Annotated in this window: 18 protein-coding genes; 13 read left to right on the forward strand and 5 right to left on the reverse strand. The window is 66.9% G+C overall.

The features are described 5' to 3' along the window. From ACE5CZ_RS02500 to ACE5CZ_RS02510, 3 genes are all read left to right on the forward strand, one after another. On the forward strand, nucleotides 1-755 hold a 755-nt coding region (locus ACE5CZ_RS02500; RefSeq protein WP_374945785.1), incomplete at its 5' end, for an NRAMP family divalent metal transporter. 2 nt (nucleotides 756-757) lie between these two features. Beyond that, nucleotides 758-1,183, forward strand: coding sequence for a hypothetical protein (locus ACE5CZ_RS02505; protein ID WP_374945786.1), 426 nt, complete (start codon nucleotides 758-760; stop codon nucleotides 1,181-1,183). Then, nucleotides 1,170-1,511, forward strand: a complete 342-nt coding sequence (locus ACE5CZ_RS02510) for a PRC-barrel domain-containing protein (RefSeq protein WP_374945787.1) — start codon at nucleotides 1,170-1,172, stop codon at nucleotides 1,509-1,511. Before ACE5CZ_RS02505 ends, ACE5CZ_RS02510 begins: the two co-directional genes overlap by 14 nt. A 22-nt stretch (nucleotides 1,512-1,533) precedes the next feature. On the opposite strand, the gene cls is transcribed toward ACE5CZ_RS02510, so the two are convergent. After that, entirely contained in the window at nucleotides 1,534-3,006 is a 1,473-nt protein-coding gene (cls, locus tag ACE5CZ_RS02515) for a cardiolipin synthase (protein WP_374945788.1), read from the reverse strand. Nucleotides 3,007-3,054: 48 nt separating this feature from the next. Between cls and ACE5CZ_RS02520 the strand changes: the two genes are divergently transcribed. Next, nucleotides 3,055-3,573 carry a hypothetical protein gene (locus ACE5CZ_RS02520; protein WP_374945789.1) on the forward strand — a complete coding sequence of 173 codons (519 nt, stop codon included), beginning with the start codon at nucleotides 3,055-3,057 and terminating at the stop codon, nucleotides 3,571-3,573. A gap of 18 nt (nucleotides 3,574-3,591) precedes the next feature. Here ACE5CZ_RS02520 and ACE5CZ_RS02525 read toward each other — a convergent pair whose 3' ends face one another. Continuing rightward, nucleotides 3,592-4,401, reverse strand: coding sequence for a LysM domain-containing protein (locus ACE5CZ_RS02525; RefSeq protein WP_374945790.1), 810 nt, complete (start codon nucleotides 4,399-4,401; stop codon nucleotides 3,592-3,594). A 146-nt stretch (nucleotides 4,402-4,547) separates the two neighbouring features. Here ACE5CZ_RS02525 and glmU point away from each other — a divergent pair, with 146 nt between their 5' ends. From glmU to ACE5CZ_RS02540, 3 genes are read left to right on the forward strand one after another with little or no spacing between them, the layout of a single operon-like run. Next, nucleotides 4,548-6,002: a bifunctional UDP-N-acetylglucosamine diphosphorylase/glucosamine-1-phosphate N-acetyltransferase GlmU gene (glmU, locus tag ACE5CZ_RS02530; protein WP_374945791.1), complete on the forward strand. Its 1,455-nt coding sequence runs from the start codon at nucleotides 4,548-4,550 to the stop codon at nucleotides 6,000-6,002. A 1-nt stretch (nucleotide 6,003) separates the two neighbouring features. Continuing rightward, a complete protein-coding gene (locus ACE5CZ_RS02535; protein WP_374945792.1) occupies nucleotides 6,004-6,981 on the forward strand; it encodes a ribose-phosphate diphosphokinase in 978 nt (325 codons plus the stop codon). A gap of 27 nt (nucleotides 6,982-7,008) precedes the next feature. Next, nucleotides 7,009-7,263: a mycoredoxin gene (locus ACE5CZ_RS02540; protein ID WP_374945793.1), complete on the forward strand. Its 255-nt coding sequence runs from the start codon at nucleotides 7,009-7,011 to the stop codon at nucleotides 7,261-7,263. A gap of 15 nt (nucleotides 7,264-7,278) precedes the next feature. Here the strand turns inward: ACE5CZ_RS02540 and ACE5CZ_RS02545 are convergent, their stop codons facing one another. After that, entirely contained in the window at nucleotides 7,279-7,572 is a 294-nt protein-coding gene (locus ACE5CZ_RS02545) for a hypothetical protein (protein WP_374945794.1), read from the reverse strand. A 153-nt stretch (nucleotides 7,573-7,725) separates the two neighbouring features. Then, complete coding sequence (gene gndA / locus ACE5CZ_RS02550; RefSeq protein WP_374945795.1) at nucleotides 7,726-9,192, reverse strand: NADP-dependent phosphogluconate dehydrogenase; 1,467 nt, start codon at nucleotides 9,190-9,192, stop codon at nucleotides 7,726-7,728. Between the two features lie 99 nt (nucleotides 9,193-9,291). Between gndA and ACE5CZ_RS02555 the strand changes: the two genes are divergently transcribed. The 5 genes from ACE5CZ_RS02555 to pth all read left to right on the forward strand — a co-directional run bounded on the left by ACE5CZ_RS02555 (nucleotide 9,292) and on the right by pth (nucleotide 13,765). Further along, on the forward strand, nucleotides 9,292-10,380 hold the full coding sequence (locus ACE5CZ_RS02555) for a D-2-hydroxyacid dehydrogenase (RefSeq protein WP_374945796.1): 1,089 nt from the start codon (nucleotides 9,292-9,294) through the stop codon (nucleotides 10,378-10,380). 100 nt (nucleotides 10,381-10,480) lie between these two features. After that, the gene (locus tag ACE5CZ_RS02560) at nucleotides 10,481-11,371 is read left to right on the forward strand and encodes an EamA family transporter (protein WP_374945797.1); all 891 of its coding nucleotides are present in this window, start codon (nucleotides 10,481-10,483) and stop codon (nucleotides 11,369-11,371) included. A 12-nt stretch (nucleotides 11,372-11,383) separates the two neighbouring features. Next, nucleotides 11,384-12,316: a hypothetical protein gene (locus ACE5CZ_RS02565; protein WP_374945798.1), complete on the forward strand. Its 933-nt coding sequence runs from the start codon at nucleotides 11,384-11,386 to the stop codon at nucleotides 12,314-12,316. A 199-nt stretch (nucleotides 12,317-12,515) separates the two neighbouring features. Further along, nucleotides 12,516-13,148, forward strand: a complete 633-nt coding sequence (locus tag ACE5CZ_RS02570; protein WP_374945799.1) for a 50S ribosomal protein L25/general stress protein Ctc — start codon at nucleotides 12,516-12,518, stop codon at nucleotides 13,146-13,148. Between the two features lie 32 nt (nucleotides 13,149-13,180). Then, entirely contained in the window at nucleotides 13,181-13,765 is a 585-nt protein-coding gene (gene pth / locus ACE5CZ_RS02575; RefSeq protein WP_374945802.1) for an aminoacyl-tRNA hydrolase, read from the forward strand. A 66-nt stretch (nucleotides 13,766-13,831) separates the two neighbouring features. Here pth and ACE5CZ_RS02580 read toward each other — a convergent pair whose 3' ends face one another. Further along, nucleotides 13,832-14,410 (reverse strand): hypothetical protein, encoded by a 579-nt coding sequence (locus ACE5CZ_RS02580; RefSeq protein WP_374945800.1) that lies wholly within the window; start codon nucleotides 14,408-14,410, stop codon nucleotides 13,832-13,834. A gap of 86 nt (nucleotides 14,411-14,496) precedes the next feature. Here ACE5CZ_RS02580 and ACE5CZ_RS02585 point away from each other — a divergent pair. Continuing rightward, the coding region (locus ACE5CZ_RS02585; RefSeq protein WP_374945801.1) for a DEAD/DEAH box helicase at nucleotides 14,497-16,879 on the forward strand (2,383 nt) is incomplete at its 3' end.

Raw genomic sequence — 16,879 nt, forward strand, 5'->3', positions numbered from 1 at the left:
AACCCGACTGGAGCGGCCTGGCGGCCCAGGCGATCACCCCGCAGGTGCCCACGGGGGAGGAGACCCCGACCTACTGGTATTACGCGGTCGCCCTCTTCGGTGCGGCCATGACGCCTTACGAGGTGTTCTTCTTCTCGTCTGGCGCGATCGAGGAGAAGTGGACAGTCACAGACCTCAGCCAGTCGCGATCGAACGTGCTCGTCGGCTTTCCTCTCGGCGGACTGCTGTCGATCGCCATCGCGGCATGTGCGGCGGTGGTGCTGTTGCCCCGGGCCATCGACGTCACGAGCCTGGCGCAGGTGGTGCTGCCTGTCGCCGAGGCGGGCGGCAAAGTCGCGCTCGCGTTCGTGATCGTCGGGATCCTGGCCGCGACGTTCGGCGCCGCGCTCGAGACGACGCTGTCGAGCGGGTACACGCTGGCGCAGTTCTTCGGCTGGTCGTGGGGCAAGTTCCGCCGTCCGGTGAAAGCCGCCCGGTTTCACCTCACGATGATCATCTGCCTGCTGCTGGGGCTCGGCGTGCTGTTCACCGGGGTCGATCCGATCCTCGTCACCGAGTACTCGGTCGTCTTCTCAGCGGTGGCGCTGCCGCTCACCTACCTGCCCATTCTCATCATCTCGAACGATCCGCAGTACATGGGAGAACACGTCAACGGCCGGCTGACCAACGCCATGGGGCTGGTCTATCTCGGTATCATCCTCGTGGCATCGCTCGCCGCCATACCGCTCATGATCGTCACCGGAGCAGGAGCCTGATCGTGCCCGAAAAACCAACCCGAAAGCGCCCCCGCCTCCCGCTGCCAGCCGCGCCCGCGGCCCGCGGCCAGGTGCTCGACGCGCAGCTGAGCCTGCTCGATCGCCAAGTGCTCGATCGTTCAGACACACCCGTCACGACGGTCGATGACATCGAGATCGCTGATCCTCCTGAGGGGCCGATCGCGGTGGATGCCGCGCCGCCCGTGATCACGGCCATCGTCACGGGCCCGGTTCTCGGCACGCGCATCTTCGGCGGACGCCTGCCGACGTCGCGATTCATCCGAATACCGTGGACCGACGTCTCGGACGTGGGAACCGTGGTGCGCCTCGGCGTCGACGGCGAAAGCCTCGATGCGACCTGGACCGAGCGCTGGGTACGAGACCACGTCATCCGCCGCATCCCGGGAGGCAGCCATGATCCTGAGTGACCTGATGGGCAGCACGGTCGACAGTGCCGACGGGCAGCGCCTCGGCACGCTCATCGACGTGCGATTCGTGGTCGACGGCACACCGCGCCAATTGCTGGCCGATGCGCGTCTCGAGGGCATCGTCGTGAGTCCGAACAGCCGCGCGTCATACCTCGGCTACGACCGCAAAGACATGAACTCCCCGGCGCTGATCGCGCGGTTTCTGCGGTGGCGGCACCGCGGCACGCTCTTCGTGCTCTGGGCCGACATCGAACAGATCGATGTGCCGCGTGTGCGCCTGCGTGCACAGTTCACGCGGTACGACGCGAGGTGGTCGGTGCGCGGGTGAGCGCGTCAGGTGTCGCTCTGCGTCACTGCACCGCTGCGGTAAGGCGGGCGACGGTGTCGAGTGCCTGCGCGACCGCGGGGCGCGCGAGCCACTGCTCGAGCGTGATCTCCCGCGACTTCTCGCGGTAGAGGCCTTCGATCTCACGAAGCTGTTCGACGAATCGGGCGCTCCGCACCATGAGCGACACCTCGAAGTTGAGGCTGAACGAGCGCATGTCCATGTTGCTCGAGCCCACGACGGCCACATCGTCGTCGACCGTGAAGTGCTTCGAGTGCAGCACGGTCGGCTCCTGGTAGAGAAAGATGCGCACGCCCGAGCGGAGCAGTGTCTCGTAGTACGAGCGTTGCGCGTGGTACACGACGTACTGGTCTGCCACGGCGCAGGCGAAGAGCTGAACGTCGACGCCTCTTTCGGCGGCGGTGGTGATCGCGTAGAGCATCGAGTCGTCGGGCACGAAGTAGGGGCTCGCAATGATCAGGCGTTCCTGCGCGCCGTAGACGAGGGCGTTGAAGAGGCGCAGGTTGTTCTCACCGTCGAAGCCCGGACCGCTCGGAACGACCTGGCATTCGATGCTCTCGGGCGAGTTCGAGGCGGTGGCGCGCGAGTCGTCTGTCTCGACGATGTCGCCGGTCTCGCTGTACCAGTCTGTGACGAACAGCGCATCCAGGCCGAGGGCGGCGGGCCCTTCGAGACGCACCATCAGGTCTTTCCACTTCAGGCCCCGGCGGATATTGCCGCGCTTGTCGTAGCTCGAGTCGATCATGTTCTGCGACCCGGTGAAGGCGAGGTGACCGTCGACGACCACGATCTTGCGGTGGTTGCGCAAATCGGGGCGGCGCCAGTTGCCCTGCCAAGGACGGAACGGCAACATCTCTTCGAACGGGATGCCGCTCGCGCGCAACCAGGCGCGGGTCGAACGACCGCGCGGATTGCGCATCGTGGCCCAGTGGTCGTAGAGCACGCGCACGGTGACGCCGCGCTCGTGAGCCGACTTCAACGCATCGAAGAAAACGGCGGTGGTGTCGTCTCGGCCGAGAATGTAGAACTCGACGTGCACATACAGGGTTGCGGATACGACGGCATCCGTCATCGCCTGAATCGACGCCTCGTAGTCGGGAAGGAGGGTGGCCGTGTTGCCCGCGACGAGCGGCATCGCGCCGAGAGTTCGGTTGAGGTGCACGACGGAGCCGAACCACGCGGGTTCGGTGACGGCGGTCGACGCGCTGCCGATGGGTGCGGCGGCATCGAGGATGAAGTCGTTGACGTCGCGCTGCTTGTCACGCCGGTCTTTCGGCAGCCGGGAGCTGCCCAGGAGCACGTAGAGCAGGCTGCCCGGGATCGGCGAGATGAAGATGGCGAGCAGCCACGCCATGGCCGAGCTGGGCCGCCTGTTGCGCGGCACGGTGACGACGGCGCCGATACGGATGAGGATGTCGACCACCAGGATGACGGTGGGAAAGATCTTGAACAGTCGCTTCTTCGCATCGGCGGGCACACGCACAGATTAGCAACGACGCATGACGCGGGCATGCAGAATGGAATCATGACCCACCCCTCGCGCAGACCGCGATTCGCGATCCTCGGAGTCGTGCTTGCGCTGGGCCTCACCGCCTGTGTGTCCGCACCGACGCCCGCGCCCACCGTCACCGTGACGCAGAGTGCGCCCGCTGTCACCGTCACTCCGAAGCCGACGCCGACTCCGACGCCCGCTTTGCCCCCGGCCACGGAGCCCGAGCCAGCGCCCGAACCACCGCCGCCCCCCGTTTCGCCGAACGCCATGGGCGGCCAGACCGACGGCGGAAACACCGCGACGACGCCGTGGGTCAGCGACTCGGGAGCGCAGCCGTTCGCCACGGGGCCCGCGGTCGTGCTGAACGACTACGAATTCAGCTACACGGTCGCCAATCAAGACCAGGTGCTGGCGATCGCGTCACGGTTCAACCTGCAGGTCGACGACGTGATCCGGGTGAACTTCCGGTGCTCTGATTACCTCGAGGTGCAGCCCGGCGACGTGCTCGACATCCGCTGGCCTGTCGATTCCGAGCAGATCGGCGTGTGCTGACGCCGAAGTCGCGCGGGTTCAGCGGGTCGCGCGCGACAGGTTGAGCAGCTCTCCCGTGAACGCGTGCGCGTCCTCCGGGTTCGGAGAACGCCGCGGATTCAGGTAGAAGAGATCGTCGAGAGCGATGCCGAACCGGTCGGCCACGGCTGCAAGAGTGTCTCCCTGGGCGACGGTGTAGGCGGTCGGATCGCCGCCGTCGAGCGTCACCGTTCCCATGGCGCCGATCCTCGCTCCCGAGTCGGCCACCGCGAGGCCCGGGCGCAGGTCGGGTGTGCTCCACACGAGCGCGGCGTGCGAGACCAGCGGGATGGGGCAGGCCTTGTCTAGGGCGGCACCGCTCGGGGCGCGAGTGACGACCACCTCGCGGATGAACGACAGGTCGCCCTGACCGATGCCGTCGCTGCCGCCGATCGGAAACACGAGGGAAGCGGCCGGGTCGTGGCCCGCATCCGCCTGCCCGAGACCGAATCGCCAGTCGGATTCGAGGCAGTGCTCGTCAGGAGACAGGGCGTCGGCCGTGAGAGTGAACTGCACGGCGGCGCCATCCGTCACCACGAGGTCGTCGACCACGAGCTCGAAGACGCCCGTCTCGTTCACTCGAATGGCGACCGAGCCGGAGACGGAGTCCGGTGCCGCGGTCGACGCTGCTCCCGCGTCGGCGAACGAGCCCGTCGCCGCGGTCGTGCCGGCCGCGAGCACGGGACGCGCCGCACCATCCTGCGTGCTGTTCGGCGACGAACTCGGCGCCGGCGCGCCCGCGCCAGCTGAGCAGCCGACGAGAAGCAGTGCCCCGAGCGCTGCCGTGAGGGCGCCGAGTGCTCGTGTCATAGCGCAAGTATGCCCCGCGAAGCCCATCGCGTGCACCGTTCGGATGCCGCATCGGCGCGGTCGCAGGCGGTATCGTTGTGGCGACGCACACCGCACCGCGGCCCGGCGATGCTCGCCGTGCCGCAGCCAGAAACCGGAGCAGAGCATTGACCGATTCTCACCTGGCCATCGTGATCCTGGCGGCAGGCCAGGGCACGCGCATGAAGTCCGCCAAGCCGAAGCTGCTGCACACCCTCGCCGGCATTCCCATCGTGAGCCACGTGCTCGCCACCGCCCGTGAGATGGATGCCGCATACACCGTGGCCGTCGTGCGTCACGAACGCGACCAGCTCGCCGAGGTCATCGACGACCAGTTGCCCGGCGGCATGATCGTCGACCAAGACGAGGTTCCCGGAACGGGTCGTGCGGTCGAGCAGGCCGTCGCGGCATTACCGGCAGACTTCGTCGGCGAGGTGTTGGTCGTCAACGGCGATGTTCCCTTGCTCGACGCGGCCACGCTCACGGCCCTTCTCGAGTCGCACCGCGCCGGCGCATCCTCGGCCACCCTGCTCTCGGCCTTCCTCGACGACGCCACCGGCTACGGCCGCATCGTGCGAGACGACGACGGCCGGCTCGAGCGCATCGTCGAGCACCGCGACGCATCCGAATCCGAACTCGCGATCGCCGAGATCAACGCGGGTGTCTACCTGTTCGGTCTGTCAGAACTGCGCGACACGCTCGCCTCGCTCGATACGCAGAACTCCCAGGGCGAGAAGTACCTCACCGACGTGGTCGGCCTGCTGCGCACGGCGGGTTCCGAGGTCGCGGCTGTGCCGGTTTCCGAGCCGTGGCTGGTCGAGGGCATCAACGACCGCGCCCAGCTCAGCGTCGCGGCCGCAAAGCTGAACGCGCTGATCGTTCGCGGCTGGCAACTCGCCGGAGTCACAGTGCACGACCCTGCCACCACCTGGATCGACCTCAAGGCGACCATCGCCAATGACGTCGAGCTGCTTCCCGGAACGCAGATCCGCGGCGCGACGGTCATCGCGACTGGCGCGACGATCGGCCCCGACACGACGCTCGTCGATTGCGAGATCGGCGAGGGCGCCGTGGTGAAACGAACGGATGCGACCCTGTCGGTCATCGGTGCCGGTGCCAGCGTCGGCCCTTTCGCCTACCTGCGCCCGAACACTATCCTCGAAGCCGGCGGCAAGATCGGCACGTTCGTCGAGACGAAGAACTCCACGATCGGCGCGGGCAGCAAGGTTCCGCACCTCTCGTACATCGGCGACACCACCGTGGGCGTGGCGTCCAACGTGGGGGCCGGCACGATCACGGCCAACTATGACGGTGTCAACAAGAACAAGACGATCATCGGGTCGCATGTGCGATCCGGGTCGCACAACGTGTTCGTCGCCCCCGTTAGGATTGGCGACGGAGCCTACACAGGTGCCGGAACGGTCGTGCGAAAAGACGTGCCGGCCGGAGCCCTGGCCATCAATGTCGCTCCGCAGCGCAACCTCGAGGGCTGGGTCACCACCAACCGGCCCGGAAGCGCCGCGGCCATCGCTGCCGACGACCATGCGGTTGAACACAGTGCGTCAGAACAGACTGGAGACTAATTTGTCGGACATCACCTCCAGCGGCGAGAAGCGCCTTCTCGTCGCATCCGGTCGCGCGCATCCCCAACTGGCCGTCGATGTGGCTGCCGCGCTCGGCACCGACCTGCTCCCCACCGATGCGCGAACCTTCGCTAACGGCGAACTGTACGTGCGCTACGACGACAGTGTGCGGGGCGCCGACGTCTTCGTCATCCAGTCTCATACCGCGCCCATCAACGAGTGGCTCATGGAGCAGCTCATCATGGTCGACGCCCTCAAACGGGCGTCAGCGAAGCGCATCACGGTCGTCGCCCCGTTCTATCCCTACGCTCGTCAAGACAAGAAGGGCCGCGGACGCGAGCCAATCTCGGCCCGCCTCGTGGCCGACCTCTTCAAGGCTGCCGGGGCAGACCGCATCATGTCGGTCGACCTGCACGCCGCGCAGATCCAGGGATTCTTCGACGGCCCCGTCGACCACCTCTTCGCCATGCCCGTGCTGCTCGCGCATATGCGCACGGCTCTCGATCCGTCGACGCTCACCGTCGTTTCGCCCGATATGGGCCGCGTGCGCGTGGCCGACATCTGGAGCGACAAGCTCGGCGTGCCACTCGCGATCATTCACAAGCGTCGCGACCCGCTCGTTCCCAACCAGGTATCGGTGCACGAGATCGTCGGCGAGGTGAGCGGACGCGTGTGCCTGCTGGTCGACGACCTCATCGACACGGGCCGCACGATCGTGGCGGCATCCGAAGCGCTGAAGAAGGCGGGAGCCTTGAGTGTCGTCGTCGCGGCGACTCACGCGGTGTTCTCCGACCCGGCCACCGAGATCCTGCAGTCCGATTTCATCGACCAGGTCGTGGTCACCGACACGCTTCCCCTGCCCGACGAGAAACGCTTCGACAAACTCACGATTCTTCCTATCGCGCCGCTGATCGCCCGCGCCATCCACGAGGTCTTCGAGGACGGCTCTGTCACGAGCATGTTCGACGGGGACGCCTGAGGCTCGTTCGAGCGTAGGCTCGTGGGCATGGACTACATTCCCGCGGCCGGCACCATCACCATGTTCTCCACCTCGTGGTGCGGCTACTGTGCACGGCTGAAGAGCCAGCTCGATAAGCAGGGCATCGGCTATACCGAGGTCAACATCGAAGAGGTCGATGGCACGGCCGAGCTGGTGGCGTCGCTGAACGGCGGCAACCAGACGGTTCCAACGGTGATCTTCCCCGACGGAACGAGTGCAACCAACCCGTCTGCCCGAGAGGTCGCCGCGCGCCTGGCCTGATCGCCACAACGCGATTTAGGTGCGCTGGCCGGGCTCCGGTCGGGTGGGAATCGCGGGGAACAGCCCGAGTGGCGCGACATTGCGGTCGCCGCCGTACGCGCCGACCGTGTAGCACTGCCAGCCCAGCCCGCCGTCTCCGAACAACTCGAAGTGCGCCGACGACCCCCGGGTCGTGGGGTCTTGGTATGGCGCGATGATGGCACAGGCGCGCTCGGCGGTGGCATGGCTGAAGCTCGCCGTCGTGAGGATTCCGGGAAGCACTAAACAGATGAGCCCGACGATGACCACGATGCGCATCGCGCGGCGCATGCGCGCGCTTCTCAGGGGACGCTCGCCGTGGGGAACATACCCTTCGAGCTCTGGTTCGTCTGAATAGGAGGACATATCGTCTCCAGTCTTGCACTGTCGTTCTCTGAGCTTGTCGAAGGGCGGGCCTTCGACAAGCTCAGGGAACGGGGAAACCTAGTGCGACGAGCCCTCGGACTCGATCTCGGTGCGGTCGCCCGACCAGAGGGTGTGGAACGTTCCCTCTTTGTCGATGCGCTTGTAGGTGTGCGCTCCGAAGAAGTCGCGCTGGCCCTGCACGATCGACGCCGGCAGGCGGTCGGCGCGCAGTCCGTCGTAGTAGGCAAGCGACGACGAGAATGCCGGGGTCGGGATTCCGGCCTGAACCGCGCTCACGACGACTCGGCGCCAGGCATCCTGCGTACCCGCGATGGCCTCGGTGAAGTACGGCGCCGTGACGAGTGCGACGAGGCCCGGGTTCTCGGCGTACGCCTCAGTGATGCGGTTGAGGAAGCGGGCGCGGATGATGCAGCCGCCGCGCCAGATCTTCGCTATCTCGCCCTTCTCGATGTCCCAGCCGTAGTGCTCTGCGCCGGCGACGATGGCGTCGAAGCCCTGCGAGTACGCGATGATCTTCGACGCGTACAGCGCCTTGCGCACGTCTTCGATGAAACCGGTCGGGTCATCGACCGCGACGGTCTCCGACGGCCCGGGCAGGTCGCTGGATGCGGCGCGCTGGGCGGGCTTCGACGACAGGGCCCGGGCGAATACGGCCTCGGCGATGCCCGAGACGGGGATGCCCAGGTCGAGCGCGGTCTGCACAGTCCAGACGCCCGTGCCCTTCGAGCCGGCCTGGTCGAGGATGACGTCGACGAGCGGGCGGTGAGTCTCGGCGTCGACCTGGCGCAGCACCTCGGCGGTGATCTCGATGAGGTAGCTCTCGAGCTCGCCTGTGTTCCATTCGGCGAAGACATCGGCGATCTGAGCGGGGGAGTAGCCGGTGCCGCGACGGATCAGGTCGTAGGCCTCGGCGATGAGCTGCATGTCGGCGTACTCGATGCCGTTGTGGATCATCTTGACGAAGTGGCCGGCGCCGTCGGTTCCGACGTGGGTGACGCAGGGCTCGCCCTCGGCGACCGCGGCGATCGACGAGAGGATCGGGCCGAGCGTCTTGTATGCCTCGACCGAGCCGCCGGGCATGATGCTCGGCCCGTTGAGCGCGCCCTCCTCGCCGCCGGAGATTCCGGCGCCGACGAAGTTGAGGCCGCGGTCGCGGGCTGCCTTCTCGCGACGGATCGTGTCGGTGAAGAGCGCATTGCCGCCGTCGACGATGATGTCGCCCTCTTCGAAGAGGTCGGAGAGCTGACTGATGACGGCGTCGGTGCCCGTGCCGGCCTGCACCATGATGATCGCGGTGCGCGGCTTCTGCAGCGATGCCACGAACTCCTCGATCGTCTTCGAGGCGACGAACTCGGCCTCGGGATGCTCACTGGTGAGCAGCTCGGTGCGCTCGAAAGAGCGGTTGAACACGGCGACCGTGTTGCCCTCGCGGCTGGCGAGGTTTCTGGCGAGGTTTGACCCCATGACGGCGAGGCCGACCACGCCGATGTTGGCGGTGGCCGTCGAACTTGAAGTGTCTGACACTGTCTGGTCTCCTAGGTGTTGTTCTGTCGTCTACAGCGTAGCCAACGGGGTGGCTCGTATACCGGCAACCCGGATGCGATGGCTGCTATCTTCGTGTCGATGACTCAGCGACGAACCGACGACACCTCCCCCTCCCGTTTCGCCGACAGGCTCAGGGTCGTTGCGGCCGCGCCGATCACCGAAGAGCTCGTCGAGCTCGTCGTCTCGGCGGAGCCCCGCATCGAGTTCGTGCGTGACCAGTCGCTGCTGCGACCGATGAGGTACCCGGGGGATCATTCCGGTCCTCCCGGGTTCGAGCGGTCGGGAGCAGACCAGAAACGCTACGACGAGCTGGTCGACACGGCCGAGGTGCTCTACGGCCTGCCCGACGAGAGCTCGACCCAGCTCTCGAGAACGGTGAACGCGAATCCATTGTTGCGCTGGGTGCACGCCATGCCGGCCGGCGCGGGCGGTCAACTCCGATCGGCCGGGCTGACCCGAGAACAGCTGGCGCGGGTCGTGATGACGACGTCTGCGGGGGTGCACGCCGAACCGCTCGCCGAGTTCGCCGTCTTCGGCCTGCTCGCCGGGGCGAAGACCCTCCCGCGCCTGCTCGAGCAGAAGGCCCAGCACTCGTGGACCGAGCGCTGGCAGATGACGCACCTCTTCCAGCAGACGATCCTGGTCGTGGGGCTCGGCAGCATCGGACGGGCGACGGCGAAGAAGCTTGCCGCACTGGGCGTGCGCGTCATCGGCACGAGCAGGCACGCGATCACGGCCGACGGGGTCTCCGAGGTCATCCATCCCGATCGCCTGCGCGATACGGTCCCCTCGGTCGACGGCGTCGTCGTCACCCTTCCGGGAACCGAGGCGACACGCGGCATGATCTCGGCCGACGTGCTCGCCGCCCTCAGGCCCGGGGCCACGGTCGTCAATGTCGGTCGCGGAACGGTCATCGACGAGGACGCCCTCATCGGATTCCTGAAGTCGGGTCGTGTCGGCTACGCCGCCCTCGACGTGTTCGCGACAGAACCGCTGCCGCCGGCCAGCCCGCTGTGGGGTCTGCCGAACGTGCTGATCAGTCCGCACACCTCGGCGCTGAACGACGACATCGACAGAGACATAGCCCGGCTGTTCGCCGAGAACGCAACGAGATTCCTCGACGGCGAGCCGATGCGCAATGTCGTCGACACCGTCGAGTTCTACTGACCGTCGGTCGAGCTCGACCCCGCGACCGTGAAGTGACGCTACAAAGTCGATGACGAAAGCTGCAATTGTACTTCAGGCACACCTCGGCCACGATGGGCGTATGTCCTCTCGAGATCGACTCCTCGCCGTGTTGGTCGCCGTGTGCTGGGGGCTCAACTTTCCCGCCACCGCGCTCGCGCTCGAGCACTTTCCGCCGTTCTTGCTCGTCGCCGTGCGGTTCGCGCTGATCGCCATTCCGACGCTGCTCTTCGTGCCCCGCCCACAGATCAAGCTGCGTTGGCTGCTCGGCGCCGGGCTCGGCATCGGCCTGTTGCAGTTCGCCTTCCTCTACGCGGGCATGGCCGCGGGTATGCCGAGCGGACTCGCCTCGCTCGTGCTGCAGGCATCCGCGCCCTTCACCGTGCTCATCGCCGGAATCTGGCTGCGCGAACGAATAACCAAGCGACAGGCGATCGGCATCGCCATCGCCGTGCTCGGGCTGGCGGCGATCGCCGTGCACCGCGCCCAGGTCGCGGCGCTCCTGCCCGTCATCCTGACCCTCTGCGGGGCGCTCGGCTGGGCGATCGGCAACATCTCGACCCGCAAGGCCGAGGCGCCCAACCCGTTCCGGCTCACGCTCTGGATGTCGGTGGTTCCGCCGGTGCCGATGCTTGCGCTCGCGCTGCTGGTCGAGGGCCCGCAGCGCGTGGGCGACAGCCTCGGCACGATGTTCACTCTAGAGGCGCTGCCGGCCGTGCTCGGACTGCTCTATATCGTTCTCATCGCCACGCTCGTGGGCTACGGAATCTGGGGAGGCCTTCTCAAGCGCCATCCGTCGAGCGTGGTCGCACCGTTCTCCATGCTCGTGCCGGTGGTGGGCGTGCTCGCGTCGTGGCTGGCGTTCAACGAGGTCATCGACTCGGTCGAACTCAGCGCCGGAGTATTCGTCGTGGGGGGCGTGCTGTTCGCCAGCACGCGGCGCAGGCGTGTGGCGGTCGCGACCGCAGCCTGACAGGATCGCAGCATGACCCAGCGCATCTTCTCCGCATCCGACTTCCAGGATCCGCCGGCTCGGGGAAGGCGCTCGGGCGGCGGATCCGTGGTGGGTCGCATCGTCAGCGGCCTGGTCGGACTGATCGTGACGGCACCGGCCCTCCTGCTGGTCATGGCGGGCGGCGCGCGGTCCTATTCCGAAACGCTGCAGCGTGCGAGCCTCGAGCCGGCCGCGGCGGCGATTCTCCTGCTCTCCGCAGGACTGGTGCTGGTGCTGATCGTGACCCTGTCGGGGCTCTTCTCCGCGCTGGGGCCCTTCGTCGCGGGTGCCATCGCGACCGGCCTCGGGGTCGCCTTCCTCGTGAGCCCGACGCTGGTCGGCACGGTGTCGGGCGCTCTTCCCGCACTGGGTGTGAGCCCGCTGACGCTTCTGGTCTTCTGGTGCCAGTCCGGCCTCCTGCTCGCCACCGGCATCGTTCTGCTCGGCTCATCGCTCGCACGGCTGATCGCTGCCAGAACGAAGCGGGTCAGAAAGGGCAGCGGCGCGCGTGCCCTCGTCTCGATTCTCGTCGGGGTCGTCGTCACCCCGTTCGGTATCGGGCTGGTGGCAGTCGGTTCCTCGGGCCTGCTCGAGGCGTTCAGTCGGGCATCCGGATCAGCCCCCGCGGAGCCCCGATCACTCATCATCGTGACCGCCGGCGCCGTGGTGCTGGCCGGCGTCGCGCTCACGACGGCGTGGAGCTCGATCGGCGCAGCGATCGCCGGCGTGCTCGTCGTCGTTTTCGGTCTGCTGGCCGTCTTCCCCGCCGCCGTGCTGTGGATCCACCGCACGGCGTCTGCTCTGAACATGCAGATTGCGGAGGGCCTGAGCTCGGCCGTTGCCGTCGGCTTCGTTGCGGTCTTGGGCCTGGTACTGCTGGGCGCGGCCGCATCATCGGCACGCGCCCGGCGGGCGGGTCGTTGAGCCTCTGGCGTGTACACTGGTCACTGAACTTCGGCGAGGGATGCCGTTCGGCGTGCGATCACGTGCCCGAACGCATCCGTAATCGACGCGGTGGATGAGGCACGCAACAATATTGTCTTTCCTCTCGCTACACGCGGTCGAGTTGAATCATTGACACTAACGATGCGGGCCTCGCGGCTCGCCAAGGAGCAAAATTCTTATGGCTGACGACAAGAAGTCACAGAACGAGAACAGCGTCGCCGCCGAGCGTCGCACCTCATTCGGCAAGGGAGCGGCGCGCAAGCTCCGCGCCACCGGCAAGATTCCCGCCGTTCTCTACGGCCACGGAACCGACCCCGTTCATGTCGCGCTTCCCGGCCACCAGGTCGCGCTGATCCTCCGCAAGGCGAACGCCGTCCTCGACCTCGACATCGAGGGAACCGAGCAGGCTGCGCTCGTGAAAGATGTTCAGAAAGACCCCGTGCTGCAGATCATCGAGCACATCGACCTCATCGTCTTGCGTAAGGGTGAGAAGGTTCAGGTCGAGGTTCCGATCCACGTCGAGGGTGAGTCGTTTGCGGGCACGCTCGCGTCGCTCGACGAGAACACGCTGCTCGTCGAGGTGCTCGCCATCAGCATCCCGGAGCGCATCACGATCGACATCGAGGGTGCCGTCGAAGGCACGCAGATCTTCGCGAAAGACGTCGTGCTGCCCGAGGGCGCGACGCTCGTCAGCGACCCCGAGCTGCTCGTCATCAACGTCACCGTTCCGGAAGAGGCCGACCTCGGCGACTCGCTGAGCGCCGGCGACGAGGCCACGGGCTCGCCCGAGGCCGACGCCGACGCCGAATAACGTCGACTTCTCGTTCGTGAAAGGGCAGCGCCCTGTCTGACAACGTCTGGCTCGTAGCCGGGCTCGGTAATCCCGGGCCCGGCTACGCCGGCAACCGGCACAATGTGGGGCAGATGGTGCTCTCAGAACTCGCCGCACGCATCGGTGCGAAGTTCGGCAAGCACAAGACCAATTCGACCGTCGCCGAGGGCTTTCTGCGCCCCGGCGGGCCCAAGCTCGTTCTGGCCAAACCCAACTCGTTCATGAACAACTCGGGCGGCCCGGTCTCTCAACTGCTCAACTTCTACAGCCTCGATGCCTCGCGGCTCATCGTGGTGCACGACGAACTCGACATCCCTTTCGACACCGTCCGGTTGAAGTCCGGGGGAGGTGCCGGGGGCCACAACGGCATCCGAGACATCATCAGCGCCGCCGGCACACCCGACTTCATCCGCGTGCGCGTCGGCGTCGGCCGCCCGCCCGGTCGTATGGATGCGGCCGACTTCGTGCTGCGAGACTTCTCCGGCACCGAACGCCAGGCACTCCCGAACCTGCTGGTAGATGCCGCAGACGCCGTCGAGAAGATCGCAGACGACGGGCTGACGGCCGCCCAGCAGCACTTCCACTCACAAGCTTGACGCACTCACAAGCTTGACGCACTCACCGGCCTGACGCACTCACCGGCCTGGCAGGCGCCGTGGGTGTCAGCCGACCGAGCTGAAGATCTCGGGTGCAGTTGCGAAGGTCACGCCGTAGAACACGACGAACGAGATCACCGGCGTCGCCACCGCGAGGGCCATGGCCACGATTCCGAACGCCCTGCCGCGTTTCTTGACCGTGGCGATCATGCCCTGCACGAGTGCCCACAGCCCGAGAATCGTTCCGCCGAAGAAGAAAGCGGCACTGAGTACGCCGAACGCGGCGACGCCGGGGTCGTCGGCAGAGAGGGCGGTCTGGTCGATGGTGCCGCCGTCGGTGATGACCTCTCCTGCGATCGGGGCGAATGCAAGCCCGGCGACGACCGAGAGAACGAGCGCGAACACGAGCGCCACGAGACCGACGATGAACGCGACGACTCCGAGGTTCTTCGGCTTGGTCGGGGGAGGGTTGTGGAAAACCTGTGCCGATGACGTGTAAGTGGACTCCGAGAACGCTTCTGCGGGTGCTTCGGTCGGCGCTTCGGTGGGTGTCAGTTGCGATCGAGGAGCGTACTCGCCGTAACGAGGCCGGGGCCGCGCGTCGCGTGCCGGGTCGGACGGTTCGATGGGGGGAACGTGAGACACGGGAATCCTCAGAACGGCGGCTGGAGTTTCCTGAACTCTACCCGCGCCCGGGAACGCCTGTCGGCGGGCCCGCGTAAGCTTGGACGGTGATCCTCCAGGGCTTGACTCGTGCGCTTTCGCGCGCCTCCACGTTCGACAACGCCCTCGCTTATGCCGCGCGCGATGTCGATTTCTCCCTCACAGAGGGGCTGCGTGCGCCGCTGCTCGCCGGTCTCCTCGAGCAGCGCGGCGCCAACGGCCTTCCCCAGGCTCTCCTGGTGGTCACCGCCACGGGTAGAGAGTCCGAGATGCTCCGCGGCACCCTCGCTTCGATGAGCCCCGACGCCGAGATCGTCGAGTTTCCCGCCTGGGAAACACTGCCCCACGAGCGCCTCAGTCCGAGCGCCGAGATCGTGGGCAAGAGAATCGACGCCCTGCGCCGCCTCGCCACCTGGAGCGGCGAGAATCCGCTCGTCGTCGTGGCGTCCGTTCGTGCTGCCCTCCAGCCGCTGGCAGACAACCTGGCAGACCTCGAACCCATTCACCTCGTCACAGGCGGTCGGGGCTACGATCTTGCGCGGCTCTCGCTCGACCTGGTCAATCTCGCCTACTCGAGGGTCGACATGGTCACCCGTCGAGGCGAATACGCGGTGCGCGGCGGAATCCTCGATGTCTTTCCACCCGTCGCCGAGCACCCCTACCGTGTCGACTTCTTCGGCGACGAGGTCGAGTCCATCCGCGCCTTCTCGGTCGCCGACCAGCGATCCCTCGACGCCGCGGTCGACAGCGTCGACCTGCCGCCGAGCCGCGAGCTGCTGCTCTCCGACGCCGTGCGCCAACGCGCGCGTGAAATGCAACACGAGTTCCCGAGCATCGCCGGCCTCCTCGCCAAGATCGCCGAGGGTATCCCGGTCGAGGGCATGGAATCGCTCGCTCCCGCCCTGCTCGACCGGCTCGTGACCGTGGCGCACTACCTGCCGAAGGGGGCGGCCATCGCCGTGCTCTCACCCGAGAAGGTGGCCAGTCGCGCCGTCAGCCTGGCCGAGACGAACCGCGAGTTCCTCGCGGCCGCATGGACTGCCGCGACGGCGGGTGCCGAGGCCCCGATCGACCTGACCAGCGGTGAGTTCATCACCCTCAACGACCTGCGATCCGCCGCGGGCAGCGACCGCGCGTGGTGGACCCTGTCGACATTCCAGTCCGCGCCGGGCGCGACCGACGGCCTCATCGAGGTGCTTCCCGAGCACCGCGATATCGAAGAGCACCTCACGGTGCGCATCGAAGCAGATCCCGTGCCGAGCTTCCAGGGCAATGTCGACGGCGCCATCGAGCACGTGCGCGCCCTCGTCGCCGACGGTTGGACCGTCGCGGTCGTCGCCCAGGGCGCAGGGCTCGTCGAGCGAGCAGCCGACGTGCTGGCCGAGAACGAGATCGCTGCTCGCGTCGTCGAGCTGTTTCCCGACGACGCGCAGCCCGGCGTCGCCTACCTGCTGAAGGCCACGGTCGACCATGGTTTTCAGCTGCCCGAGATCAAGCTCGCGCTCATCGGTGAATCCGAGTTCTACGGCCGCACGGTCGGCTACGACTCCCGCCAGGTCAAAAAGCTGGCTTCGCGGCGCCGCAACGTCGTCGACCCGCTTCAACTCAAACAGGGCGACCACGTCGTTCACACGACCCACGGCATCGGCAAGTTCCTCGAACTGACCCAGCGCGAGGTCAAGTCGGGCGGCCGCAACCCCATCAAGACCACCCGCGAATACCTGGTCATCGAGTACGCGCCGTCGAAGCGCGGCTACCCGGGCGACAAACTCCACGTGCCCACCGACCAGCTCGATCTGCTCTCCCGCTATGTGGGCGGCGAGGCTCCGGCCCTGTCGAAGATGGGCGGCAGCGACTGGTCTGCGGCGAAGGGCAAGGCGCGCAAGGCCGTGCGCGACATCGCCGTCGAACTCGTGAAGCTCTATTCGGCGCGCATGGCGTCGAAGGGCCACGCGTTCGGCCCGGACACCCCGTGGCAGCGTGAACTCGAGGAAGCGTTCCCCTTCGCCGAGACGCCCGACCAGCTCACCGTCATCGACGAGGTGAAGGCCGACATGGAGCGGCCCATTCCGATGGACCGGCTCCTGTCGGGCGACGTCGGCTTCGGCAAGACAGAGGTGGCAGTTCGGGCGGCGTTCAAAGCCGTTCAAGACGGCAAGCAGGTCGCCGTGCTCGTTCCGACGACGCTTCTCGTGCGCCAGCACCTCGAGACGTTCCAGGAGCGGTTCGCCGGCTTTCCCATCCACCTTCGCCCGCTCAGCAGGTTCCAGACCGAGAAGGAGTCGAAAGAAACGATCGCCGGAATGAAAGACGGCACCGTCGACGTGGTCATCGCCACGCACCGGCTGCTCTCCGACAGCATCGGGTTCAAAGACCTCGGGCTCATGATCATCGACGAGGAGCAGCGCTTCGGGGTCGAGCACAAAGACGCGCTGAAGAAGCTCAAGACCA

The organism is Agreia sp. (assembly GCF_964263775.1).
Taxonomy (GTDB): Bacteria; Actinomycetota; Actinomycetes; order Actinomycetales; family Microbacteriaceae; genus Agreia.

What these genes read in the sequence shown, in the direction of transcription:
- ACE5CZ_RS02510 (WP_374945787.1), top strand. Translation starts at nt 1,170, where the DNA reads ATGATCCTGAGTGACCTGATGGGCAGCACGGTCGACAGTGCCGACGGG.
- ACE5CZ_RS02520 (WP_374945789.1), top strand. Translation starts at nt 3,055, where the DNA reads ATGACCCACCCCTCGCGCAGACCGCGATTCGCGATCCTCGGAGTCGTG.
- ACE5CZ_RS02525 (WP_374945790.1), bottom strand. Translation starts at nt 4,401, where the DNA reads ATGACACGAGCACTCGGCGCCCTCACGGCAGCGCTCGGGGCACTGCTT.
- ACE5CZ_RS02540 (WP_374945793.1), top strand. Translation starts at nt 7,009, where the DNA reads ATGGACTACATTCCCGCGGCCGGCACCATCACCATGTTCTCCACCTCG.
- ACE5CZ_RS02545 (WP_374945794.1), bottom strand. Translation starts at nt 7,572, where the DNA reads ATGCGCCGCGCGATGCGCATCGTGGTCATCGTCGGGCTCATCTGTTTA.
- ACE5CZ_RS02555 (WP_374945796.1), top strand. Translation starts at nt 9,292, where the DNA reads ATGACTCAGCGACGAACCGACGACACCTCCCCCTCCCGTTTCGCCGAC.
- ACE5CZ_RS02560 (WP_374945797.1), top strand. Translation starts at nt 10,481, where the DNA reads ATGTCCTCTCGAGATCGACTCCTCGCCGTGTTGGTCGCCGTGTGCTGG.
- ACE5CZ_RS02565 (WP_374945798.1), top strand. Translation starts at nt 11,384, where the DNA reads ATGACCCAGCGCATCTTCTCCGCATCCGACTTCCAGGATCCGCCGGCT.
- ACE5CZ_RS02570 (WP_374945799.1), top strand. Translation starts at nt 12,516, where the DNA reads ATGGCTGACGACAAGAAGTCACAGAACGAGAACAGCGTCGCCGCCGAG.